The organism is Chloroflexus sp. MS-G (assembly GCF_000735195.1).
Classification (GTDB): Bacteria; Chloroflexota; Chloroflexia; order Chloroflexales; family Chloroflexaceae; genus Chloroflexus.
Genome location: NZ_JPIM01000008.1, coordinates 16,121 through 40,049, shown reverse-complemented (window position 1 = coordinate 40,049; position 23,929 = coordinate 16,121). Strand labels below are relative to the sequence as shown.

The 23,929-nt window shown below is 53.5% G+C and carries 17 protein-coding genes; 5 read left to right on the top strand and 12 right to left on the bottom strand.

Features of this window, described 5'->3' with window-relative positions:
• The first annotated feature begins 131 nt into the window (after positions 1-131).
• Entirely contained in the window at positions 132-1,274 is a 1,143-nt protein-coding gene (gene sucC / locus JE47_RS0102730) for an ADP-forming succinate--CoA ligase subunit beta (RefSeq protein WP_031458279.1), read from the top strand.
• Between the two features lies 1 nt (position 1,275).
• Here the strand turns inward: sucC and JE47_RS20285 are convergent, their stop codons facing one another.
• A complete protein-coding gene (locus tag JE47_RS20285) occupies positions 1,276-1,596 on the bottom strand; it encodes a hypothetical protein (protein ID WP_236631112.1) in 321 nt (106 codons plus the stop codon).
• Between the two features lie 252 nt (positions 1,597-1,848).
• On the opposite strand from JE47_RS20285, the gene gmd reads away from it, so the two are divergent.
• Both gmd and JE47_RS0102715 read left to right on the top strand, forming a co-directional pair.
• Positions 1,849-2,823, top strand: a complete 975-nt coding sequence (gene gmd, locus JE47_RS0102720; protein ID WP_028458264.1) for a GDP-mannose 4,6-dehydratase — start codon at positions 1,849-1,851, stop codon at positions 2,821-2,823.
• Entirely contained in the window at positions 2,820-3,023 is a 204-nt protein-coding gene (locus tag JE47_RS0102715; RefSeq protein WP_028458263.1) for a hypothetical protein, read from the top strand. Before gmd ends, JE47_RS0102715 begins: the two co-directional genes overlap by 4 nt.
• A 213-nt stretch (positions 3,024-3,236) precedes the next feature.
• Here JE47_RS0102715 and JE47_RS21920 read toward each other — a convergent pair whose 3' ends face one another.
• The 9 genes from JE47_RS21920 to cmr1 are packed head-to-tail and all read right to left on the bottom strand — an operon-like array spanning position 3,237 to position 12,121.
• Complete coding sequence (locus JE47_RS21920; RefSeq protein ID WP_031458278.1) at positions 3,237-4,160, bottom strand: hypothetical protein; 924 nt, start codon at positions 4,158-4,160, stop codon at positions 3,237-3,239.
• Positions 4,161-4,211: 51 nt separating this feature from the next.
• On the bottom strand, positions 4,212-5,078 hold the full coding sequence (locus JE47_RS0102705) for an RAMP superfamily CRISPR-associated protein (RefSeq protein ID WP_031458277.1): 867 nt from the start codon (positions 5,076-5,078) through the stop codon (positions 4,212-4,214).
• A gap of 1 nt (position 5,079) precedes the next feature.
• Positions 5,080-5,460, bottom strand: a complete 381-nt coding sequence (locus JE47_RS0102700) for a hypothetical protein (protein ID WP_031458276.1) — start codon at positions 5,458-5,460, stop codon at positions 5,080-5,082.
• A complete protein-coding gene (cmr4, locus tag JE47_RS0102695; protein WP_031458275.1) occupies positions 5,457-6,410 on the bottom strand; it encodes a type III-B CRISPR module RAMP protein Cmr4 in 954 nt (317 codons plus the stop codon). The genes JE47_RS0102700 and cmr4 overlap by 4 nt, the downstream gene beginning before the upstream one ends.
• Before the next feature lies 1 nt (position 6,411).
• The gene (locus JE47_RS0102690; protein WP_031458274.1) at positions 6,412-9,186 is read right to left on the bottom strand and encodes a CRISPR-associated protein Csx11; all 2,775 of its coding nucleotides are present in this window, start codon (positions 9,184-9,186) and stop codon (positions 6,412-6,414) included.
• The gene (locus tag JE47_RS20280; protein ID WP_035418880.1) at positions 9,183-9,611 is read right to left on the bottom strand and encodes a HEPN domain-containing protein; all 429 of its coding nucleotides are present in this window, start codon (positions 9,609-9,611) and stop codon (positions 9,183-9,185) included. Before JE47_RS20280 ends, JE47_RS0102690 begins: the two co-directional genes overlap by 4 nt.
• A complete protein-coding gene (locus JE47_RS0102680; RefSeq protein WP_031458273.1) occupies positions 9,608-10,075 on the bottom strand; it encodes a nucleotidyltransferase domain-containing protein in 468 nt (155 codons plus the stop codon). The genes JE47_RS20280 and JE47_RS0102680 overlap by 4 nt, the downstream gene beginning before the upstream one ends.
• On the bottom strand, positions 10,062-11,183 hold the full coding sequence (locus JE47_RS20275) for an RAMP superfamily CRISPR-associated protein (protein ID WP_051871057.1): 1,122 nt from the start codon (positions 11,181-11,183) through the stop codon (positions 10,062-10,064). The genes JE47_RS0102680 and JE47_RS20275 overlap by 14 nt, the downstream gene beginning before the upstream one ends.
• 11 nt (positions 11,184-11,194) lie before the next feature.
• A complete protein-coding gene (cmr1, locus tag JE47_RS0102670) occupies positions 11,195-12,121 on the bottom strand; it encodes a type III-B CRISPR module RAMP protein Cmr1 (protein ID WP_031458271.1) in 927 nt (308 codons plus the stop codon).
• A gap of 597 nt (positions 12,122-12,718) precedes the next feature.
• Between cmr1 and JE47_RS0102665 the strand changes: the two genes are divergently transcribed.
• Together JE47_RS0102665 and JE47_RS0102660 are read left to right on the top strand one after the other, a co-directional pair.
• Complete coding sequence (locus tag JE47_RS0102665; RefSeq protein WP_031458270.1) at positions 12,719-14,761, top strand: sensor histidine kinase; 2,043 nt, start codon at positions 12,719-12,721, stop codon at positions 14,759-14,761.
• The gene (locus JE47_RS0102660) at positions 14,758-15,429 is read left to right on the top strand and encodes a response regulator (RefSeq protein WP_031458269.1); all 672 of its coding nucleotides are present in this window, start codon (positions 14,758-14,760) and stop codon (positions 15,427-15,429) included. Before JE47_RS0102665 ends, JE47_RS0102660 begins: the two co-directional genes overlap by 4 nt.
• 413 nt (positions 15,430-15,842) lie before the next feature.
• Here JE47_RS0102660 and JE47_RS0102655 read toward each other — a convergent pair whose 3' ends face one another.
• Entirely contained in the window at positions 15,843-19,364 is a 3,522-nt protein-coding gene (locus JE47_RS0102655) for a hypothetical protein (RefSeq protein ID WP_031458268.1), read from the bottom strand.
• 32 nt (positions 19,365-19,396) lie between these two features.
• Positions 19,397-23,611, bottom strand: coding sequence for an adenylate/guanylate cyclase domain-containing protein (locus tag JE47_RS0102650; RefSeq protein ID WP_031458267.1), 4,215 nt, complete (start codon positions 23,609-23,611; stop codon positions 19,397-19,399).
• Between the last annotated feature and the right edge of the window lie 318 nt (positions 23,612-23,929).

Here is a 23,929-nt window from a genome sequence, read left to right as displayed (position 1 = left end):
GCACAGGAAAAATGTTTGACAGCTCGACGATCCCTGTGCTACTATGCGCACAGTTATCTTGCAAAGATCGGTGCAGTATGAATATTCCTGACTAAGGAACCGCATCCGAATTCGGGCAGTGGAGACGTTGCATGAAGTTGCATGAATATCAGGCTCGTGACCTGCTGGCACGCTACGGTATTCCGGTAACCGGCGGTGGAGTCGCCGTTACGCCGACAGAAGCTCGTGCGATTGCCGAACAGATCGGGGGACCGGTCGTCGTTAAAGCCCAGGTCCACGTTGGTGGACGAGGCAAAGCAGGTGGGGTCAAACTGGCCCAAACCCCAGCCGAAGCAGAGCAGGTAGCTGGACAAATCCTTGGCATGAACATTAAAGGGTTAACGGTCGAAAAAGTGCTTGTTGCAGAAGCGGTTAGCTACGAACGCGAAATCTATCTTTCAGCGATCCTGGATCGCGGCAGCAAACGAGTGATGATGATCGCCTCGGCTGAAGGTGGGGTTGAGATTGAAGAAGTTGCCAAAACCAAGCCTGAAGCGATTGTAAAGATTCCTGCTCACCCGACAATGGGCCTGCTCGACTTCCAGGCCCGCGAGCTGGCATTTCGCATTGGTCTGCGCGATGGCAGGCAGGCTCGGCAATTCGCTCAGATCGCCAGTGCTCTGTATCGAGCATTTGTTGAGTCTGACGCATCACTGGCCGAAATCAATCCGCTAGTCGTAAAGGCAGACGGTAGCCTGCTCGCACTTGACTCAAAGGTCTTGCTCGATGAGAGTGGTCTCTTCCGCCACCCCGATCTGGCAGCATTGCACGATCCCTCGGCCGAACCCGAAGCTGAACGTCGTGCTCGCGAAGCCAATATCACCTACATTAAACTTGATGGCAATATTGGCTGTATGGTCAATGGTGCCGGCCTGGCGATGGCAACAATGGATGTCATCAAGTTATCGGGTGGCGAGCCAGCCAACTTTCTGGATATTGGTGGCGGAGCCAGCAAAGAGAAAGTCAAGACGGCGTTACAGATCATTCTCTCTGACCCGAATGTCAAAGCGGTGTTATTCAATATCTTCGGTGGCATTACCAGAGTTGATGAAGTTGCCCGCGGCATTATTGCTGCGCTGGAAGAGGTACCAACGAATGTGCCAATGGTAGCACGGTTGGTAGGAACGAATGAAGAGGCAGGACGGGCATTATTAGCCGAATCGAAGCTCATTCCAGCAGCAACGTTAGCCGAAGGTGCACAGAAGGCAGTTGCCGCTGCGCGCGGTGAATTGTAAATCAGCGATCCAGGCTGCGACGAGCAGCGGCGATCAACGCCAGTTCGCGTCGGTCGAGCGTTTCCTGGGCGAGGCGTTCAAGCCGGATACGCCACTCGTCAAGAATGACGGCTGCTCGAGCGGCGGCAACTTGCCCTCGTTGCGCGATCCATTCTTGATCGCACGTCAACAGGGCAAGTTGCAGTTCAACTTCAGTGTAGCGACATACAACAAACGGTAATCGTTCGGCACGCGCCGGTGGATAATCGGTACCGGCAACGAGTTGTAGCGGCTCGCGCTTGAACAAACCGGCCAATAGCGTAATGGTACGCTCTTCAGGCATCGATAGCCCCAATTCGACATGAGACACTGCAACCCGAGAAATGGCGAGCCGCTCAGCCAGCTCTTGCTGAGTCTAACCGAGTTCGCTGCGCAAACGGGCGATCCGTTGACCAATTGGTTCGTTCATACAGGCAATGGTAACTCACTTAGCAGACACACAACCGATTTCATTGTATAGTAGCACCGTTTGCCCAACCGTGAGTGACGGCACTCAGCGGTGTTTTATACTGCTAATGTGAGAGGAATGTGAACAATGGCTCCAAGACGTGCGTTAATCACCGGTATTACCGGCCAAGATGGAAGCTACCTTGCTGAATTTCTACTCGGAAAAGGGTATGAAGTGATCGGCATGGTACGCCGTTCCAGTACTGTCAATTTCGAGCGTATCAAACATATTCAAGACAAAATTACGCTTGTCAGTGGCGATTTGCTCGATGAAGTATCGCTGATTCACATCTTGCGCGAGCATCGCCCGCACGAAGTCTACAACCTGGCCGCCCAGTCCTTCGTTCAGACATCCTGGCCCCAACCGGTCTTTACCGGTGAAACCACCGCCCTTGGCGTCACACGGTTACTGGATGCGGTACGGATCGTTGATCCCGAAATCCGGTTTTATCAGGCGTCGAGCAGTGAAATGTTCGGCAAAGTGGTGGAGGTGCCGCAGAAGGAAACGACCCCATTTTACCCCCGCAGCCCGTATGGGGTTGCCAAGGTATACGGTCACTGGATTACGGTTAATTACCGTGAAAGCTACGGCATGCATGCAACATCAGGCATTCTGTTTAACCACGAGAGTCCACGACGCGGGCTTGAGTTTGTCACTCGCAAGATTTCGCACGGCGTCGCGCGGATCAAACTAGGGCTCGATGAAGAGCTACGGTTGGGCAACCTCGAAGCCCGCCGTGATTGGGGGTTTGCCGGTGACTACGTTGAAGCCATGTGGCTGATGCTCCAACAAGATCAGCCCGACGATTATGTGATTGCAACCGGTGAAACTCATTCGGTACGAGAGTTCTGCGAGTTGGCGTTTAGTTATGTTGGTCTTGACTATCGCGATTATGTGGTCATCGATCAGCGTTTTATGCGTCCGGCTGAAGTAGACCTGCTGATCGGTGATGCTAGTAAAGCGCGCAAAAAGCTTGGCTGGCAACCACGCACCTCGTTTACCGAACTGGTGCAGATGATGGTCGAGGCCGACCTACAATTAGTTAAGGAGCAGATGCGATGAATCAATCTGAGACTCGGTTGATCGAGGAAGGATGGGCAGCGTTGGTTGAACGTCTTGGCTTAGCAAATGCGAGTCGCTTTATTATGCTGCTGGATCGGCGCACCGATGGTGCACGTCAGTATCTCCAATCGTTGTGGGGGACACGACCGCATCCATCACCGCGTCCACAACCGCCGGTCGTCAATCACTCTGACACGTAACCCCCTCTCGCCTCCGGTCTCAATCTGCTGCCCTACCCGAACAGTGGGTAGGGCAGTTTTGTCACTGTTGATAAGTAGTAGGAGCGGTTTCTAATCCCATCCTCTGCTTGCAAGGGGAGATGCGGGCTAGAGGCTCACACTCTCAGGGTGGTTCAAAATACTATTCCCTGTCATATCAAGACACGGACCAGAAGCTCGCACTCCTAGGTTTGTCTATTGGCATCCGATAGTCTGCGCAATCGTGTCAGCCAATTGCTGCTGATCATTCGCAGACAGGTTCTGACCATCAAAACTCTTCAACACTATCACCTGCGTGCGCGTTGCTCCATAAACCGCCTGATGGTCAGGATCCGGTTCGTTACTCAGAGCGATGAACTTTCGCGTATACACGCCGAGAAGCTCGCTCACCAGGTTCAATTGCTTCGCCGCGTCCAGCGTGGTTGTCTTTCCTTGTGATTTGCACTCAATACGGGCAAATTGATTACCACAGCGCACAACAATATCCAGATCTACCTGTGGTCGCCCATTACTTCCCAGGAACTTGATCCCTTGTTTTACCTCAGCCTGCGACAGTCTGGCCCGTATCGCATCGGCAACCGTCTGTTCAAAGGCACCGCCAATATCTTTCGAGGGACCTGCCTCCTGCCATTGCCCCTTGCCGATGTGGGCATCAAGAAATTGTTTAATGTTAATGAGTTTTGGTAATGTAGTCTTTCCTTGCAAACGCAACGTTTGCTGGTTATCGTAACGGTACTCGTAGAGGACGTTCTGGGTGCGCTCACTCTCGAGATAAACAACCGGTGCACCACGCTTCATTGCTACCTGATTTGTCGCCAGTACCATCGCTTTGGTGCCGCCAGTAAGGTTAAAAATAAGGTCAGTGCCCTGCTGATTTGCCAGCTCTTCATCAAGCGCCTTGACCAGACTCTCAATATCGTAGGCATCACAACTGATTGAACGACACTGGCCAATAACTGACTCAATGCGCTGTCTGACCTGATCGGTTTGTGGTATGCAGATCAGAATCGTCTGGGGGGTTTTGAGATGCAAGGAGAGGAGGGCGAATTCGATGAAATCATAACCGGCCAACAGATCGGCAATCTGCCCGATGTTGATGGGAGACGGTCTATTCGGCATGGTTTTTCTTTACCGCCTACACTCACCACGACAGCGCGTTTTTCTTGTTGGTCAAAGAACAACCCAATAACCTTCTTGCTCAAACTGAACTTGTACGTCATCCATTGGTATCGATCCAGGAGTCCAGCAAACGATGGCCGACGTCAAACTCGACCCAAAAGCGTGACTTTGAGATGTCACTCGACCAACCAGCGGCTCGATCTGCCCACGTATCTGGACGTTTGTTGTCACACTGACATGGGCCAGGAAGGAAGTATTTTTGGAAACGGATTGACATGGACGTGTACATGTAATCGGATCATCCTCCGGCTCCATTTCTATCAATCGAATCGTTCCAAAGCCATAGCGCCGCTCGCCTCCGACCTGGAGATTGCTCAACCAGTATTCCCAATTCAGTATCTTTTTCGCTTCATCGTCCAGGAATACCAGACCGCTTACCTGTGTTCGTGCACCATTTTGTCGGCTATACGGTGCGATGAATTCGACTTCATGCAGACTTCCATGTTGGGCTGAATTCGTCTTCGAGTCTAACGCAGTAGTGACGTGGGAGTCTAGGTAACGGCGTTCAAACTCAGTGACACTCAAATTGCCGTATTTTAGACCATCTCCACAATAGCAGGGTGTCAGAAGTTGTGAGTTTTCTTGTGAGTTCTTTTGTGAGTTCTTTTGTGAGTTCTCATAGACAAACCAGTAGCCAAAGGCGCAATGGGTCTTAACCCATTCACCGACCTGCTGATAGTTGCCTGACGAAACACCTTTGGTTGAAAAGCCCCGGCGCGTCAAGGCTTCGGTCACTGCACCCCAAAGGTTACGTGCGGGAATGTAGTAGCGGGTACGTTGCACGTTGCCCACCTTATGGTAGCCAATATGCAATGGGCTGTGGAGTTCGTAGATAACACGAAACTTCTGCCAGGACATCTCATCCCTCCAGAGCCTTGGCGTGGTAGCGAGCGTAGATCAGGGCCTGTTCCAGCAGGCGCTTGGCAAGGAGAAGTTGATCTAGATCGCCTGCTAGGTGGTCGCGCACAGCCGCCAGAGGATCGCTGGTATTTGCAAAGCCATTGATGCCAGCTTCTTTCAACAATTCTTTGGCTTGATCACGCAACCTGTCGGCGCCTGGCTTTTCTCGCTGCCCTCGAGAAGCCTGATACAGGAAAAAGGCGTAGACGCCATCCTCCTGCAAGATGCCCAGCGATTTGGTGATGTGGTTTTCGGCATTCTTGTCAATCGCTTTGTGAACTTCATCGGCGATCTTCCAGCCAAACTGGGCGCAAAGTTGATCCAGGTTCTGCCCGCTCATGGCGTACCTCCTGCGTTGAGATTCAGCACACGCAGCCGCCCCATGCCGCGGGTGTTCATGCCGCCCACGCCGAGGGTCTCAAAGAGTTTCAGCCCGTTGTTCACCGTGCTCTTGACTTTATCAATATCGCCCTCAGGATGCTCTGCATCGCTGAGCGGAATGACCGACTCGGTCTCTTTTTTGCCATTTTTCTCCACAGTTCTGGCGATACGATAGAACTTCGGGTCACTGATCACCGCGTCAAAATACAGTACACAGGCGCGAGGCAGAGCTTCATAGGTAAAGAGCGCCCCTTCTGCAGCCGCGCCAGTCCGCGGGTCAATGCTCACCGAAGTCCGCACTTCCAGGTTGTCATTGACAATGTGGCCGAACATCTTGTTGGAGACCAGTACAGCGCGATTTTTGATGTCGTCTGGAATAGCGCTCAGTTTGCCGTCTACGGAAAAAGCGTTCCCTGCTACATCCAGCATCAACCAACCCAGGTTGAGCTTTCCGCTTTGCTGCACGCCGCTGGCAACATGGACCTGATTATCCGCTGGTTCGGTTGTGGTCACGCTTAACTCTTCGAGCACACGCGGGCAGGTGATCCAGACCGGCCCAGCCAGAGAATGGACAGGGAAGAAGATCAACCGCGCATCCGAGAACTGCGCCAGGCCCTGGAAACTGGCCCCGCTCCCTTTAGCGAAACCGAAGGTAACGCAGATGGAGCAGTCATGCAGGCCGCAGTGGCCGCCCTGGCCAGCACATCCAGGAAACTTGCCGTTGACCTGCATAGCGGCATAGGCGCGCGCTGCGCCAGCAAGACTGGTGCCGGGAATCTTGGGAATGTTCGTCCCCGGCTCACGTACAATAGAGAGGTCGACGCGCCCCAGACGCATTCCGCCTGTCCCAACGTGGATCGGGTCAAGCGCGAGCGCATAGCATTTGAGTACATCCGGTTGATACGCCATCTTACGACTCCTTGATCTTCAGTTTGAGGATGTACAAATGAAGCTCCAGGCAGCGGGCAAAGCGTCCGCTGACCACATCTTGCGGTGTGACGACATCAGACAGCGGATTGCCATTCTGATCCTTTCGCTCAAATAAACCGGCTTCTTTGAGCGTTGTGCAGGCCAGATGCTCAAACTCTTCACCCCTACCCCAGGTCTCGCCCTTGTGTTCCAGCAACGCCTGCACATTGCGCAGGCCAGTATCGGTGATACCACTGCTCTTCAAGTCATCCCACATCTTCATCAGGCGGGGAAGTTCATCCAGCAGCATCACGTCGCGTTCAGGGTCAAAACGGAAACGGCGAGCGGTGTTTTCCAGGAAGAGGTAAGCAAAGCGGGAGGGGGTGACCTGAACCACGTCATCTTGCTTCAGATCGCTCATGTGCACGAGCCAACGATCGGCATATTTTTTACTGACCGAGCCGACTTTTTGTGGGTCAGGACGCCCCTTCTCGCGGAGTTGAAAACAGCGCTGGCAATTGGGCTTTCCCTTTGTCACAAAGAAATAAGGATACCAAGAGTCCGGTGTCGTGCCGTCGCCCATCACGGTTGGGATGTTCCATTCAACATCATTCATGAACTTGACTTGACCACTTGTCACGTCCTGTCCCACCGTCCACAGTTCGTCTTTGAGAGGGGCTGCCAGCATCCGCCGGGCAGTATCCATCACCGCAGTCAGCGAGACCTTGCGCTGGAAGAAGACCAGGCCAAGAAAGAGGGGCAGGCGGTTCTGAACTTTGCCGAATTGTCTCTGGTATTCCTGACGGATGTTTTTTGCAATCTCCAGCGCTGCCGCAGCAGGAACGAGAGCCAGAAACTGGTCGGGGGAGGCCAGGAGTCGAAGGTAGGGGGTGTACTTCCCTGTCGCCCACGCTTTATTCTGAATAACGAAAGAGATTTGTTGAGGCCTGTCTGGTTCGCTGACAACGATGGTTTGACCCGGCTGAATATCGCCCGCCAGTTCCAGATTGCTGATGGTGATAAACTGTTGGACATCCTTACGCCACAGTAAACTAATCGCCCCACCATTCACCACGCCATCATACGGCACGTCTTCTCGCCAGCTATTTGTCTTGTCCGGCGTCAGCAGCAGTCGCGCACAGCGCAGGCCGGGATTCTGTGCGCCATGGCTATGATGTCTGGCAAGGATTTCCCTTTCCACCGTCTCCGTCCAGAAACGCTGACAGGTCTCCCATACGCGGCGCAGGCGGGCAGGAGAGGGGTTTTTGGGAACACAGTCATTCGGATTACCCGACGCAGCCTTGACCAGCATCGTCTGCACCAGATCGCCGGAGAGCCAGTCTTCCAGCCCGAACCTGCCGACAATGAGCGCCACGCGGTCGTTGTGGTCGGCGATCTCGTCTATCCAGATCGTTTGCGCCGGATTCTGTTTCCACGCTTCGATGCGCGAGCTACGGCGTTTGATACAGTGTTCGCATGCTTCGGCTTTTTCGGGCATCGGGCGCAGGCGGCAGACCGGGCAGACTTCCCATTGCCCTGCTCCTACTGTTGTCCACTGCTGCTGCCAGCAGGCAATCAACTGTTGACTATCGAAAGGCTGCGCCAACGCTTCAAGGGCTTCCTTGCGCGCTTTGCCCAAAATGCTCTTGAGTTGGTCGGTGGCAGTGGTTCCATCCCCCACCGTCACAGCGATGCGCGGGGCGAGTTCCATCTCCACGCTTTCCACGCGATGGCGAATCTCCTGTGCCAGGTCGGCAGGCAAATCAAGATCAGGGAAGGTGAAGTAGATGCCGGTGCTATCACGGTAGATTTCGTTGCCGAGGGGGTATTCTTCCTCAACGAGTTGCTTGACCGTTTCACAGGCTTTGTCCACAACGCGCTGATAGCCGAGCAGGTCGGCGATTTTGATCGCTTTGGCGTAGAGGGCGAGCACATCGAAGTTGACACGGAGGAGACGCCAGCGGAGGTCGTGGTCAATGACTTTGTCTCTCCAGCTCTTCCACTGCCTTATGGCGGGTTGATTATTATTGAGCAATGCACCCGCTATAGCTGGTTTGAAAAGAGCAGCTACAATCCAGGACCAGTCTGAAAGAGTGACTTCATTGACTGGCCGACGAGTGTCGCCCAGACCGTAAGCAAATTCCTCCAAAAGTTTACCACTTGTTGGAGGAACAAGTAAATTTTGAAGACGGCTATCCAAGCTCTGTGGAGATGTATTCACTACAACCTTTTGTGCTTCGTACCCAAAAGCAGTGCTGATAAAGACATAGGGCAGTGTCTGATTGCCTTGGCCTGGTGGTGGGTCTTCTTTGTCTACGTGAGCCTCGTTATGACATACTCCAAGGACTGCTGCAAGCCAACCTGATTTGCCATCTAAAAGTTGGGGGCGGTTCTTATCTGTCGCAAATCCTGGAGTTCCGAGCATGATAAGTTCAGCCAGAGAATAGCTTTCACCGAACAGGTTAATCGTATTGTTCTGCAGAAAGTCCTTGAGATTAGTAGAAATAAAATCAGCCGCTTTGGGAGATTGCGCGTTCAACACGTTATTCAGCACATTGGGCTTCTTGAGTGAAGCTGCTGCCTTGCTCAGTTTAATAACAGCTCCCGGACTATCTATTACCGCCTTATAGGCATGATCATTTGACCACCTTCGTTGTCCGCCCGTATGCGCTTCTATATGCAGATTGCAAAATTTCCCCACATCATGCAGCAATGCCGCCACTTCCGACAGAAGCAGGGCATCGCGGTTGTCCTTCAAAACTTTAAGGCTCATCATGATTCACCTTCCTGAATGATTTGCACCGCCAGGGTGACGGCCTCTTCGGCCAGGGCAAGCGCCTGGCGAGCGTCGCTCTCATCGAAAAGTTCCCACGGCGTCAGGCCGCCGATTTCATCACCGTAATCAGTTTGGATGTGGACATCGGGACCGAGCAACTCGGCTTTTTCTGTGAGCGCCTGCACAGCAGGCGCCTGTGCCGGATCAAAGCGGCCCTTTGCCAGCGCCTCCCGCAGATGGACAGCTGGGTTGTGGGTACGTCCGACCGGCCCGAGCAGAGCCAGCACAGCCTTGGCAGCATGTTCCACCACCAGTTGGCTGTTATCCAGCGCCGAGCGCCAGCGACCCAGCGATACATCCTGACGGGCCTCTTCGAGGAAGCCCCTGGCAAGGCGTAACCGATAGCGTGCTTCGGAGTTGCTCATGCGAATCCCTCCCAGCCGAGCTTTGAAAGGGGGGATGGCCCATACCACATCAGGTCGCGGTCGAGGCGGAGACGTTGCAGGTGGTGACGTTGGATTTGCTGGCGGATCCATTCCAGGCGTCGGGTCATGTATTCCTCACGGTCGAACAGGACAATGCCATCCAGGGCAATATCCAGATAGAGTGACGGAAAGCGCGATTCGAACTCTTGCGGCGTTTTGGCCAGGAGGCTGATGCACGCTCGCCAGTCTGCTGGGAGCATGCTCTTGAGATAAAAATGACGCGCCAGGGCTTTAGGCGGCAGGTTGCAAGCGATCACCAACAAGTCCCAATCGCTTTGCGAATCTGCCTCGCCGCGAGCCTGGGAACCAAACAGCACCACCGCTACCAGATCATCACCCATGCCGTGGCGCAGGGCATCAAGCACAGGAGCAAGGGTAGTAATCAAGGTCTCAGAAAACGACATTCTTCATCTCCTGCGGCAATTCGCTCAATTTCTTTCCTGTCAAATCGTGTCTTCCTATCCTTGTTTTAACTTCCCCCTCGACAATCTTATCTTCCGCCACTCCATATCCACTGGTACGCTTGGCGGAAAAGCCGTAGGAGAGGAACATAGCTGACAGACCTTCAGCAATGAGTTCCAGATCCGCCAGGGACTGTTGCTTGATGTCGCTTTCTTCCTTGCCGATCAGGTCAAAGGGGACGTAGAGGAGGGAGAAGGTGCCCTGAGCGCCGATGGGGACGCATTCCAGATAAATCGGGTGCGTACCGGCTCTGGTCTTGCGCGAGTGTGGATTGATGACCTCCACGTCGATCAGATTGAAGAATGTAGGGTAGAACATCAGCCGCCCGCTGTGATGTGGGAAAGGGTCATCTGAACTCAGTTTGTAATGGGCGCGCAAGAGACGCTCGTAGTCATGACGGGCTTCCGGCTTAAGCGCGTCGAGATAGGCGGCAAAATCTTTTGTTTGCCCTGGTTCTTCGCCTTTCTCATCGCCAAAGAGCAAGGTCTGAACAAAGCGTTCCTTGGCAAACTCGTCAGCAGCAAGTTTGTCCTTTTGCAACACCAGGCGGGTGTGCATCGCCGTCCAGCGCAGCAACCCTTTCCAACTCGCCGCCGACATCGTTGGAACTTTGAAGACCTTATCCTTGCGCACCGGATTGACGCTCTCAGTCACGTAGAAGGGGTCATCGTCCTTGCTGATCCAGGGTCTGGCGAGGGTGAAGGTGAATTGCAGGAACCAGGAGCCGGGGGGAAGGGCTTGTAAATCGGGAACAATTGGTATCAGACGCAAACCCTGAAACTGGTTAAGTGCAGGACCTATCAGACATTTGGCGTAAGGTGTATTCGTAGGTTGAGCGTCGTGAACCAGACTTTTATAACCACCACCTTGCCTGCGGTCACCGCTGACAGCATAATCTTTTACGTTCTCATTCTGGGCAGCAACCGCAGTGAGTAAGCGGATACGCTCGAAAATATCGGAAACTTCTACGCCTTGATGATTACCGCTGACAAGCGCGTCAATTTCTTTCTGTGTATTGCCACCGAGTTCTACATACAGATCATAACTCATACAGCACCTCATCATTTGAAAATGTCTTTTAATATTTGCACACCTGTCATAAATTCTTTTTCTGGGTCAAAATCTGACCAAACCTGCTTAAGACGCTTCTTTATTTCGTCAAAATCCACTGTACCCAGCTTTACAAAGCCAAACGTTCGACCTTTGTCAGGAGACTTGAAACTAAATACCTTCTTACTCTCCTGCTGACTTCCTGCAAGCCAACGAGAGGATTCACCTTGGTCTTCGAGATATTGTCCTTGTCTTTTTGGCTGTTTTCTACCCAACACCTGATTGAAAGTGCTGGTCTGATCATCTTTTCTTGCCAGATATCGCCCATTTACACACCAGAAATGTTGCAAAGAAGCCCATGAATAATCTTTATGACTCCCCGAGCGCCATTTTCTGTCAGTCACATATCCTCTGATCTTATCTAAATTTAAGTTGTGACACGGACTTTCCTCAGAGAATTCGATTTTGGCCAGCCCAAAATCCAGGTGGTGAAATTCGTTTTGTCGATTCTTTTCATCGGATGGCTTGAAAATCGTTTTACCACCAATAGCACCATACTCAGAAATCAGACGAAAGGTGGCATTGAGCAAACACCATTCTTCGGGATCAATACTTCGTAGTGGGATGAACTCGATTTCAAGTGACTGTCCTGCTGCAATAGCGCGATCTTTAATTTTCGGCGCTGTAAGCAACTTCAACCGAAACTTGCGCGCCCAACCGGTGCAACCGAACAACTCGCATACTACGCAACGATTACCATCTTTATCGGGGCACCGATCTTCACCCGTCGGGTCGCACGCATACCCGCCCAAGCCGCGCACCAGTGCCTCATACCACCAGCGTAGCGAACCGATTAGCCCCGTCTCGTGCAGGCGGTCGCAGGTCTGATCCACACCGCCAGTCCATAAGGGTGTTAATATCTTTAGTGTGATGTTCATAGAGTTTTTCATCCCGTATAGATACGACAATATCTTCTTCTGTAGCTACTTCACGAACTTCAGAACGCTGATTCAAACAGTCACATCAAATACCGCTAGCGGCGCAAAACCACCTGCGCAATCGCGGCCAAGAGTCGGCAGTTCGTCTGACCGTAGTCTTGCCCCAACATTCGCTATTCGCTCAAAATCGTCTCCGCCACATCATAGACGACCAAAAGCCTATGGCTCTATGGTTTTCCTTCAGCATGAGGTTATTGGCATTTTAGCATAGGAGCCAGCACCAAGCCATTTCTACTTATTGAAATCATTCATCTTGTCGTCACTGTACCGGGTTGAATCATCCTGAACTGCACGTTCATTCTGGTTGAATCATAGGTCGCTCGTCTGTCTGAGAACAACTTGCCTCCACTCCGCGTTGCAGAAATAGCATCCTTCGCCTCGAAACGTCTTCCGCCCACCCTTCAGTAATGGGTCGCTCAAGAACACACCCCTACCGGCACCGGGCAGCCCTTCCCGACCATACACGCATCCAGGTCGTTAATTATCCCCCATCACCGCTCTGCATAGCTGGTTCGCATAATGTGATACACTTTTAGTATGAAACACCATCAATCACCATTCATCGAAACTATGGTTTCACGGTATCAGCGAGCGGCACTGGTCTTTCTGGTCTTGCTCTCGCTGGTGACGGTGGTTGTTGCTTTGAGCGCCGTGGGTGATGCGATGCTACGCGCAGCATGGCCACGGTTGGTAGGGATGCTGGCCTGTTTGATCGGGATGCTGGGGCTAGCGTGGCTCACGCCGCTGCGTGTTCTGAAGGTTTGGGGACAGATTACATTGATCGGTCTTGAGCTAGCCACCGCAGTTGGTGCGCAGGTGCTGTACCCAACATCGCTGATCGACTATATCTATCTCATTCTTATTTTGCAGGGAATTGTGTTGTTCCGCCCATGGCTGTGGTCGATCATTGCTGTTGCAGCATGGGTGGTGTGGACGCTTGTGCGCTATCAACTCTCAAATGATGTGATAGCGTGGTTGCAGAGTAATCTGGCGCTGGCGTTTCCGGCTATCTGTGCCATCATTGCTGCGTTTATCTATGCCCGCCACCTCCGGCGGCGTGAGCAAATTCAGCAGATGTTGCACCAGCTCCAACAACGCTCGGCAGCGTTTTCGACCTTTTTGCGTGAAGCGCAACAGCGGGTAGTGCTCGAAGAACGGCAACGGCTGATGAATCTGTTAGCCAGCGAGGTACAGCAGACGCTGGCTTATGCCGAACGGAGTATAACGACGGCCTTGAGCGCGGCACAGTCGAACCTGCAACGCCTGCAAACAACTCTCGATACCCCTCGTGCTGCCGCTGCCACTGCAATGTATCGCCTTCGTGAGACTCTTAACATCCTGCGTGCTCAGCCTGAACTTGATGAACAACCGGCCAGAATGGCGCTCAACAATCAGCTCGATGAGACGTTGATTGCGCCACGTCCATCTTATGTGCTGTCCTGGCTCTTACCTGCCCTCTTTGTCAGTCTGTCACTGGGTCTGGCCCTTCTCCAGCCGCGTCCACTTTCGCTCACGGCTATGCTCTGGTTGGTTGTGCTGGGTGGATTACTCATTATCGCCAGTGCCTTTACCCAATATGTTCGTCAGGGTGCTTTCGTACAGATTGGCCTGGCAACGCAAGCGCTGACCATTACCCTCATGGCGGCAATGACCAACTTGCTCCCGTTGCTGTGGGGATTGTTGCTGGTTGCCTGGCAGATGGCCAGTCGCCTCTCGGCGCTACAGGTGCTGATCTTCGGCGCACTATTACCACTGTTGCTGTTCCTGATCAGTTTCTGGCAATCGCTGAATCTCGATGTGCTCACCGTCGTGAGTCTTACGATTGCAGTGATCTTGGTTGGTACACCCCTCCTTCTGGCTCGTTATCAACTCCGTCGTCGCCAACAGGCCGAGCAACAGGTGCACTTACTGACGACCGAAATGCAGCAACAGGCGAAGGAGATACAGGCGATCACGATTGCGGCTGAACGCGCCCGGCTGGCTCGTGAAATACACGATGATCTCGGCTCGAAACTGGTATTGATGAATCTCGAATTGCAGTTAGCTACTGAATTGGCCGAAGAAGATCCGCTGGCCGCACGTGACCATCTCGCACATAGTCGAGAAATATTGCGGAGTGCATGGCAGAGTCTGCTGACAGTGGTTGATGCCGATTTGCCCTTTCCGAGCACTGGCCTGACCCAGAGCGTGCAACAGTTGGTACACCAGTGTGCGCAAAGCACGCGGGCAACGGTTGAGCTGACGATCCAGGGTGAGATTGACGATGTGCCGCCTGCGGTTGCTCACTGCATATATCGTGCTGTGCAAGAGGGGTTGACGAACGCCTGCAAGCATGCCAATGCCGATACGATGGTGATCGACATCAAAGCCGATGACGGATATGTGGTTGTGACTATCACGAATAACGACCGCTCGGATCGAATGTCGCCAAGGGTTGACCTGGGCAGTGGTAGTTTCGGATTAATCGGTTTGCGAGAACGGGTTGAACTGCTTGGCGGTGGTATGGATGCCGGACCGTTGCCAGACGGGGGTTGGCGGTTACGACTGGTGATCCCGTTTGAAGCTGAGGATAAATCATGACGATTCGCGTGTTGATTGTTGATGATCAGGCGCTGATTCGCACCGGTATCGCAACACTACTGGCGCGCAAGGCCGATATTGAGGTCGTTGGTCAGGCGGCCAATGGTCGTGAGGCGCTTGATCTGGTTGCTGCACTCGATCCCGATGTGGTACTGATGGACGTGATGATGCCAATTATGGACGGCGTCGAGGCCACCCGTCAGCTTACGCAACGCGGGCCACGTCCGGCAGTGATTATGCTGACGACGTTTCATGACGATGAACGGGTCTTGCAATCGATTGCAGCCGGTGCACGCGGTTATCTGCTGAAAGATGTCGATCATCGGGTGCTTGCAGATAGCATTCGTACCGTGGCCGGTGGCGGTGCGCTGATCCATCCTCAGATTACAGCGCAGCTTCTTCCCCGAATCGCGCAGATGGCTTCCGCCACTCCACCACAAACGACTGCTCCACCCGACGTTGCAATGCTCCTGACCCCTCGTGAACGCGAGATTTTGCGGCTGTTGGCGCAAGGGTTCACGAATCAGGAAATCGGTGAGCACCTTGCCTTGAGTATAGGTACGGTGAAAAACCATCTGAGCGTCATCTTCGCCAAGCTGGCAGTACGCGACCGAACGCAGGCCGCGCTTTGGGCGCGGGAGCACCTGCAATCATCATCAGAGGGGTAGAACCTCGTCCTACCCCTGGGTTCGGCCTTGTAGTTATTCAGAAGACGTAACTTGTCATGTCCTGCGGCAAGAACAGCGCATCCGCAAGAGGTGATCCTGGCAAAAAGTTCGATGGAAACCTGAAATAATCTCTTTCTGGCGGCTACTGTCTGTCACATTTCCCTTCCTCTCCCATTTTGGGAGAGGAAGGGGCCAGGGCAAGGTGAGGGCGCCAGCCGTGCTCTGCATAACAAGCATTGAGGAACTTGGTTAGAAAACTGCGCAGCAAGGCTTCAACTCACCATCAGCGTATGAAGCATGACCGAAAACTCGGACACCTTGAAAACCACTACCCTCCGCTCACTCCTCTTTCAGCTATCTCCCCATCACTACTGCCAGGCAGAAAAAGACGTTGAAAAGCCCTGCCGATAGCCCTACTCATACACAAGCCGCGACGCATCCCGCGAAAGTAACGGAAGATACAACCGTTGCCATGCTGGACTCCCACTGGAAAGAGGCGCGTTCTGGCGCTGGATCACCGGTAGGAAGAGCTGATACGTTGGCGGAGCAAATAGACCTTTCGCCGTATACATCACCGAATTGCCCGCCTGGTCAATCGCCGTGATGATGATCCGCACATCGGGCCAATTACGTGGGACAGTGGCAACCCAGCGTCGTGGATTTTGATCGTCTTGTGTAAAGGTGAGCGGTGTCCAGGTGACATCATCTGCGGCAAGGTAGACACCGGTGACGGTGACCTGGGGATTTGTCGGGTTATCTGGATCGCTAATCAACACTTCTATCGGTGTAGAGACGCTCTGGAGATTCGCATCCTGACCAGCAATCCGCACCCGCTCGATCACCGGCGGCGTCTGATCGTTGAGCGCGATATTGGCATTCGTGGCCGCCGGATCGGTATAGATGACCTGGAAGACGAGCTGCGTATAAGTGCGCAGTGTTCCGGTGACCCCATCAGTCGCTCGGAATTGGGCAGCCGTGCTGATCAGCGTATCACGCGGCCCGTTGTTGCCTTCAGTACGACTATGACCGAAGAAACGATCAGGAACCCAGAAACCAACCCCGGCACTGAAATCGGGTTCGACAGTCGTACTGATCAGCGGTGTGAACGTTTCGGTGACAATTTGGGTGACGGTGGGGTTGAAATTATCAATTATACTGTACTGACCGCCAACGAAGATGACATCACGTACCACCAATGGAGGATGATTATCGTCGTCACTACCCGACAACGCAGTGATGTCGTAGGCAAAAGCCGGTAAACCCGGCATGCCGATCAGGTTGTTGTTAAAGACTGTGACCGTCGGCGTAACATTAAAGGTGCTGGTCAGCAAGAACGTATCGGTAATCGTAAAGTTCTCGGCACTCAGTTGCACCAATTGCCCACTGCGGGTTGGCTGGAGATAGTTGGCATCGTAGCTAATGGTAAAGGTAATAGTACGGGTCAACTGGCTGCCGGCAACTGGTATAGGTGCTGTGCGATCACCGGGAGGTAATTCCGCGTTCAGGTCTTCGATAGCAGCCGTGAGCGGGTTATCGACAAAGATCCGCTTCCACGGCAGGCCATAAAGAGTCGTGATGGACAACACTTTATAGTCATACGCATTGAGGCCAAGCGCAGTGCGCAGATAGCGTAATTTCGCGTTCACCAGCGCATCGCCAATACTACGTCCGACGTATGTCTCACCGTTGGTAGCGCTCGAGTCGGGGCGAACTTCATTCCGCACCAGCTCTTGGGTTAACAGCGCTGCCAACCGTTCGCTGTAGTCCACCCCATCGAGCGTACCATAACCGTAGCCGGTATTGCCGATCCAGTTCCCGGCGTGGCGGTTGAAGGCTTGGGCGAAGTCAGCAGCGTAGAAAGGAGTGGGTATATCGAGTAACTGATCGATAGCCTGATATGGCACATTGTAGCCACTATGACAACCGACAGAATAGTAGAGTGTGTTGGAGAAGAATCCTGGGCATATCGAAGGATAGAAATCACATGATGTAGCGAGGTCACCAAAACCTGAACTGTACGCTACTGATAGAATACGCTCGGCTGGAAAGTTCCCGCCATCGGTAACCGCCGGGATCAGTTGCCAGTGATCGAAATGCGCATTCAGTGAACTAACCAGGGTCTGCGTTCGCGAATAAAACTCCAGGGTTGAAGTGAAAAAGCCAGGAGTGTCGAGCGGTTGCTCAAGCCATTGGTTTTCAAACGCATTGCGATTCCACGTATTGTTGTTCAAGACCCGTTTGGTCACACTAACGCTGGTTGCCTGCTGCAAGGTGCGTGAAATTGCATTGGCGCCATCGATCAAGAAGTCGTAGCCGGTCAATGACAAGCTGGAGTTGGAAGTTTTCAGATCTTCCCTCAACTCGATATTATTATCACTCCACCAGGGCGCATTACGGCGTAGAAAATCGGCAATCTCGCCGGGACGTTCAACAATACGCCCGACCGCTAATTCCGGCACAAAGAGGGGGAAGCCGTAGAAACGGTAGGGCCGGTCGGTACCGTAGGGGTTATCGCTCAGCAACATTCGATTGCGCAGCGCTGCACCAAGCGGGTTGCTGGGCGAGATCAGGCTGGCGCCATTAGACCGTGAGTCAACAGTCTTCAGATACTCCAGATAATCGGCCTCGTTGGCAATCGTCGTTAAATCAGGCAAACGGAAGAATGGTATGACCTCATCGCTCCCGATCAACACAATATGGCGCACATTTGGATATGGCGTACCTGCGTTGTTTTCGTTGCCTAAGTTAGAGTCGTTATTCGCCCGTATCCGGTATCGTATACGCACATCACCCGAACGTCCGCTGCCATCAGGGCTAATTGCCGCCTCGATCACGTGATCGATAATCTGGGCCAAGAAGTTCGCATAGAGTGGATTGGCTTGATTGACGACTGGCTGGCCCCAGTCTTCAAGCAATTGATTGAATGGCTGGGCGCCGCTACCGGCAATGACTTCTAGATTTGCCAGATCAATCACTGCCCCCTTCTCTACAATCAGATCATTGTACGAAGCCCCATAGACTAACGTCTGGGTCTGCGAGTATGATCCCTGAAGCGTTGTTGTAATTGCACTGATGGCAGTTAGCTCACTCGGATACAGCGCTTGCATCCGCGCTGAATTAATGATGTAGAGCGTTGAGACATCAGGATCAGGGGTATCGATGAGAAACTGCACATGCGGCGCTGGCCCCAGTGATTGCAGCGTGCTACGTTCGAGCGTAATGGTCAGACGGTAAGGTAATGAACTGGTCTGACCGGCGCTTGCCGGGGCAACGGCCACAAAATAGCGGCCTGCCTGCCAGACGATGGTTTCAATCCGTTCATCTCGATTGCCAGGATTGACGCTGATAGACGTAATCTGCCCACCGATCGAGGTAATCTGACCGCCGATAGACGTAATTTGCCCACCGATTGAGGTAATCTGACCGCCAATAGACGTAATTTGCCCACCGATTGAGGTAATCTGACCGCCAATAGACGTAATCTGCCCTCCTATCTGGGTAACATCCTCCAGACCTGGCCGACCAGGATCAAACTCGAAACTATCAGTTGCCCCACCCTGCCCGGTAGCCGGATCAACCCCACCGCCGAAGACCAGATCGTAATCGGCGTTCAGATTAGTCAGTTCGATGGTCACCAGCGATCCGGGCGCAGTGATGTCGAAGGAGAAGTAGTCAATATCGTCGGACGCAGAAATGATTCCGCTAATCGGCTGGCGCCAACTATCGGTACGACCGGTCGCGATTGATTGGGCCGTGACACCGGGTGGTGTAATCCGATTGTTAGGTTCTACTTCTCCTATTGCCGGTAATTCAGTAATCGTTGTCAGCCGAACCGGCTCAGTTGCAGCCGCCGTTACCGCCTGAGGACGGGAACTCAACGCCATCGGCGCCAGAAAGAGCGAAAAGATCACCAATGCGAAAAAAAGGCGTTGCATAGTGGTCTCCTTTACGGTAAGGAAAAGACACCTCAAGCCAGTAGTTGATCGGTCAGCGCCAGATCGCGTTGAGCATTCAGTTCGGTAAAGATGGCACGTGCTTCAGCGCGAGCCGCTGCTGCTGCTACACTATCGTTACGGGCAAGCGCCAGGCGGGCCTGTTGATAACGTACTTTGCCGAGTTCATACCGATTCGCTAGTGGCAATAGCAGGGTACTGCTCCGTTCAAACAATTCCGTAGCCGTGTTTAGCTCGCCAGCAGCCAGGGCAATTTCACCCAATACCCGATACGCAATGGCCGAATCATCGGCCTGACCCAATTCTTCAGCCGTAGCCAGTGAGCGCTGAGCATAAGTACGGGCTTGATCCAGCCGACCCAGCGCGATTTCGGCCAGAGCTGCCAGCCGAAAGACTTCAGGCAAGAAACTGCGGGCGTTGATCGCTTCCAGATCAGCGATAGCTGCCGTAAACAGAGCAAGTGCTTCAGCAGCATAACCCTGGTTGAGCAACACTTCGCCCCGGTTGTAGCCGGTAACTGCCACGCCTAGGCGTGAACCGATGCGGGCGAAGAGTTCACTGGCACGCTGATACAACGCACCAGCACGGTCTAGTTCATTACGCCCAACCAGCACCACCGCCAGATTATTCGCAGTACGGGCCGTTGCCAGCACATCGCCAATCGCCTCCGAGATAGCCATCGACTGCTCGAACACCGCAATCGTCTCGTCCCAACGCCCGGCTTGCGTATACACTCGTCCAAGGTCATTGAGTACATCACACAGCCCGGCCAGCATATTTGCCTGTTCGTAGAGAGCACGCGCCCGGTTAAGCGTTTCAATTGCCTGATTTCTGTCACCTTGAAAGCTGGCAATATTGCCAATAATCTTGAAAGCCCGCGCCTGATCGGTCACACTATTGCTCTGTTCGGCCAGCTTGTAGCCGATATTGGCCCACTCCATCGCGTGCTTATAATCGCCGGTACGATACGCAATCCCGGCGCCCAGCAGATAACAACGAGCCATCTCGGCCTGCAAATCTTTGTGGGCGTGCGCCATCCCATCCGTCAACAGCGCAAAAGCACGCTCATAATCTGAGCGCCGTTCTTCGACCGCAGCCAACATGCGATGCATGCGCAGCCAGCGTTCACTTACCGGTTGGTCGGCAAGAGGCATACACAATTGGAGCGCCTCACGGAAGTGGTGCTCGGCTTCGTCGTACTCGCCTAGCGTGAGATAAATCTCCCCAATCGCCTCATGGATTTCGGCTACCTGATTGATCAATCGCTCCGGCGCCAACACTGTTGCCAGCCGTGGCGCAATGTTAAGCGCAGTTGTATACAGGGCTAGGGCATCGCGGTTGGCAAAGCGCTGGTGGGCCTGTGCTGCTGCCAGCAGATGATAGTGCATTGCCGGCTGCCACTCTTCGGCTTGCAAAAAGTGCCATGCCAGTACAGCGTACTGTTCTTCCAGTTTATGCCTAGCAATCTGCTCGATACGATGCGCAACTCGTGCGTGCAACATACGCCGTCGAGCGTAGAGAATGCCTTCATACGCCACATCACGGAGCAGGGCATGCCGAAACATGTATGACAGAATCTGCTCTTGCTGATCGGCCTGGAACAATTCATTGCTAATCAATTGTTGTAAGCTCTCATCGAGCACCGGTGGATTCGAGTACACCCCTTCAACCACCGGACGTTGGAAACGGCGTCCGATTACCGAGGCAACCTGTACCAACTCCTGGCGTGGTTCATCGAGCCGATCAAGACGTGCTATCAGCAAGCCTTCAATACTCTGCGGGATTTCGATCTTTTCAATTGGTCGCGTCAGTTGCCACGACGCCCCTGGCTGTTCACGTACCAGCAATCGATCACGGATCAGCGTCCGCACCAGTTCTTCAATGAAAAATGGATTGCCCTGCGTGCGATCTAACAGCGGCCATATCTCATCTGGCGGTGAACCGCCGAGGAAAGCGGCCAACAACGACCGACTATCTTCTGGCTTTAGCTCACCCAACACGAGACGCACCGTGCCGGGCAGATCATCCCATGGCGCCGGTGAAATCATTTCAGGTCGGTAGGTGAGCAGTAACGCTAACTTTCGACCTACCGCCGCTTTACTCAACCGTTCCAACACCTCGAGAGATGGCACATCAGCCCAGTGACAATCTTCAAGCAACACGAGCAATGATTCACGGTCGGCCAGCGCCAGAAAGATGGCAACGATCAATTCCTGTAGACGATCATGACGTTGCTGTGCTGAAATGCCGGCTGTCAACGGGGTATCGGTAATCGGTACCCCAAGTGCATCGGCCAGTAACGGTGCAAAGCGCCCGACTTCCGGTACCAGGTATTCGACACGCGCCACAACACTGGCAGCAATACGATCCGGTGTATCCCGTAGATCAACGCCTAGCGCGCTCAGCAAAGGCATCCGAATGGCTGCATACGGAGTTCGCTGTTCATAACTCTGACAATCCCCGAATAGAATGGTGAACGGCGGCACCCCTTCAGCAGGATCGTGAGACACCGTCGAATCAATGACCAGGCGCTGAATGGTCTCCTCGGCCAGGCGGGATTTACCGGCGCCAGCCTCACCGACCAGCACAATGGTTGCTCCCTGACCTTTTAATGCAGCGCGGGCCGTCTTCAACACCTGATGCAATTCAGCATCACGTCCGATCAACGGTGCTATCAACAGGTGTTCGCTATCATGGCGTGTGGTTACACTCGTTGTATGATGCAGCACCTGCGCTGGCGTCACCGGTTCACTCAGCCCTTTCAGGGTCAGAGGAGGGTCCATTTTGAGCGCAAAATAATCACGTACCGCAACCTGCGTGCTCGGTGAGAGATAGATGGCCCCTTCGGGAGCTGCCGCCATCAACCGCGCCGCCAGATTCACTGCCGACCCCATCACCGTGTATTCATAACGAGTCGATCCACCAACGCGCCCGGCAAAGACGGTACCGGTGTTGATACCAATTTTCTGCCTCAGTGGTATCACATCCGTCCCTACTCGTTCGCCGATCTCGCGATTTACATCCCGCATGAGGTTTCGTAGTTCGAGTGCACAATGGACAGCACGAATAGGATCATCTTCATGGGCCGTAGGCGCACCAAACAACACCATCAGCTTATCGCCGTGGGTGTACATATCCACTTTATTCACAATCCCTTCATAGTGATGTACAACTGCCTGGGCGCGCCGATAATACGCATTGAAGATCGTAGCTGCCAATGCTGGAGCGTTCTCTAAGCGGTTCAGGTACGCTGAAAAGTCATAAATATTGACAAAGAGCACCGTCACCGGGCGAAATTCACCCAATTCGCCGGCCGCCGGATCAAGAAAACGACGTGGTAAACGGTAGACGAGGTACGGTTGCAGAGCCGCCAGTTGGCGTGCCAGCCGATTGAGTGTCGCCAGATCATCTGGACCGCTGAGCGGCAATGTCAACGACGATACTGATGGCAGCGATGTCATCGACAGATCAAGCAGATGGTAAAATCCAGCCCGTCGCTGTTCGACACGATAGAAAGCTAAACGATGCAACGTCTGCTCAGTAACGACAACTTCACCAGGCGCGGCAATCTCCTGGGCCAGCGCCACTCGATTCACCTCTGGGCCGGTCACCAGTAATTCAATATGACTCTGATCACCCACTTCAGCCGCGAACACGCGCCCGACATGCACGCCAACCCGTAAGCGCAGGGTAAATTCGCCGGCGCGCGTCGACAGATTGGCGAACTCGGTCATCCGCTTCTGCATCGCCAGTGCCGCCGCGCAGGCAGCCATCGCGTGGTGCTCACCCAGGATTGCGGCATCGAAGAAGACCGTCAGCGCATCGCCACCAAACTTCAGTAAAGACCCACCGTGAACCTGTACTTCGTGCAGGAGATTTGCAAATAGCCGGTTTACCACTGCCGAAACCTCTTCGGCGCCCTGTCGGCCCAACACCGATAGTCGTTCGGACAGTGCGGTAAAACCGGAGAGATCGGCGAAGAGGAGTGCTCCCTCCCAAAAAGCACCACTGATACGACCGGGCTGCGGATTGATCAGTTGATCGCGCACCAATTGTGGCGGGATATAGGCAGCGTGCGCAGCCAGCCGGGAGCGTAACTCGCGACCTAGACGCGACCTGAACTCGGCAGGTAGATCACCTGTCATCATCAGTTCCGTGAGCTGGTGCGGCTCAAGGTAGCCTTCCAGATCACGCCATTCCGTTACCTGACCGGTCATGAGTGTTTCCATACATCCCTTCGGCGGTGGTATATATGTTTACATACCTAAACGATCCATCGCCGAAGATTGTTTCAGGGTTACGCCCGGCAAATCTCAAGCATGACCGGTTCAGACGACCGTACATCGCTACGATTTGCGGCTGTATCCCTATTGTGCAACCAAGATCGTCAAAAGAGAAGAGGGAAAAAAGGCCTATTGGATGAAAAATTTTTTAGTGGCCTCTCGAGAATGTTTCCTTGAATAATAGTACTCTTTAGAAACGCGATGACATTGAATAGATCTTTTAGTGACCTCTTGACAATATCTCACCCGCAGTGTATACTCATC

What these genes read in the sequence shown, in the direction of transcription:
- sucC (WP_031458279.1), top strand. Translation starts at nt 132, where the DNA reads ATGAAGTTGCATGAATATCAGGCTCGTGACCTGCTGGCACGCTACGGT.
- JE47_RS20285 (WP_236631112.1), bottom strand. Translation starts at nt 1,596, where the DNA reads ATGCCTGAAGAGCGTACCATTACGCTATTGGCCGGTTTGTTCAAGCGC.
- gmd (WP_028458264.1), top strand. Translation starts at nt 1,849, where the DNA reads ATGGCTCCAAGACGTGCGTTAATCACCGGTATTACCGGCCAAGATGGA.
- JE47_RS0102715 (WP_028458263.1), top strand. Translation starts at nt 2,820, where the DNA reads ATGAATCAATCTGAGACTCGGTTGATCGAGGAAGGATGGGCAGCGTTG.
- JE47_RS21920 (WP_031458278.1), bottom strand. Translation starts at nt 4,160, where the DNA reads ATGCCGAATAGACCGTCTCCCATCAACATCGGGCAGATTGCCGATCTG.
- JE47_RS0102705 (WP_031458277.1), bottom strand. Translation starts at nt 5,078, where the DNA reads ATGTCCTGGCAGAAGTTTCGTGTTATCTACGAACTCCACAGCCCATTG.
- JE47_RS0102700 (WP_031458276.1), bottom strand. Translation starts at nt 5,460, where the DNA reads ATGAGCGGGCAGAACCTGGATCAACTTTGCGCCCAGTTTGGCTGGAAG.
- cmr4 (WP_031458275.1), bottom strand. Translation starts at nt 6,410, where the DNA reads ATGGCGTATCAACCGGATGTACTCAAATGCTATGCGCTCGCGCTTGAC.
- JE47_RS0102690 (WP_031458274.1), bottom strand. Translation starts at nt 9,186, where the DNA reads ATGATGAGCCTTAAAGTTTTGAAGGACAACCGCGATGCCCTGCTTCTG.
- JE47_RS20280 (WP_035418880.1), bottom strand. Translation starts at nt 9,611, where the DNA reads ATGAGCAACTCCGAAGCACGCTATCGGTTACGCCTTGCCAGGGGCTTC.
- JE47_RS0102680 (WP_031458273.1), bottom strand. Translation starts at nt 10,075, where the DNA reads ATGTCGTTTTCTGAGACCTTGATTACTACCCTTGCTCCTGTGCTTGAT.
- JE47_RS20275 (WP_051871057.1), bottom strand. Translation starts at nt 11,183, where the DNA reads ATGAGTTATGATCTGTATGTAGAACTCGGTGGCAATACACAGAAAGAA.
- cmr1 (WP_031458271.1), bottom strand. Translation starts at nt 12,121, where the DNA reads ATGAACATCACACTAAAGATATTAACACCCTTATGGACTGGCGGTGTG.
- JE47_RS0102665 (WP_031458270.1), top strand. Translation starts at nt 12,719, where the DNA reads ATGAAACACCATCAATCACCATTCATCGAAACTATGGTTTCACGGTAT.
- JE47_RS0102660 (WP_031458269.1), top strand. Translation starts at nt 14,758, where the DNA reads ATGACGATTCGCGTGTTGATTGTTGATGATCAGGCGCTGATTCGCACC.
- JE47_RS0102655 (WP_031458268.1), bottom strand. Translation starts at nt 19,364, where the DNA reads ATGCAACGCCTTTTTTTCGCATTGGTGATCTTTTCGCTCTTTCTGGCG.
- JE47_RS0102650 (WP_031458267.1), bottom strand. Translation starts at nt 23,611, where the DNA reads ATGGAAACACTCATGACCGGTCAGGTAACGGAATGGCGTGATCTGGAA.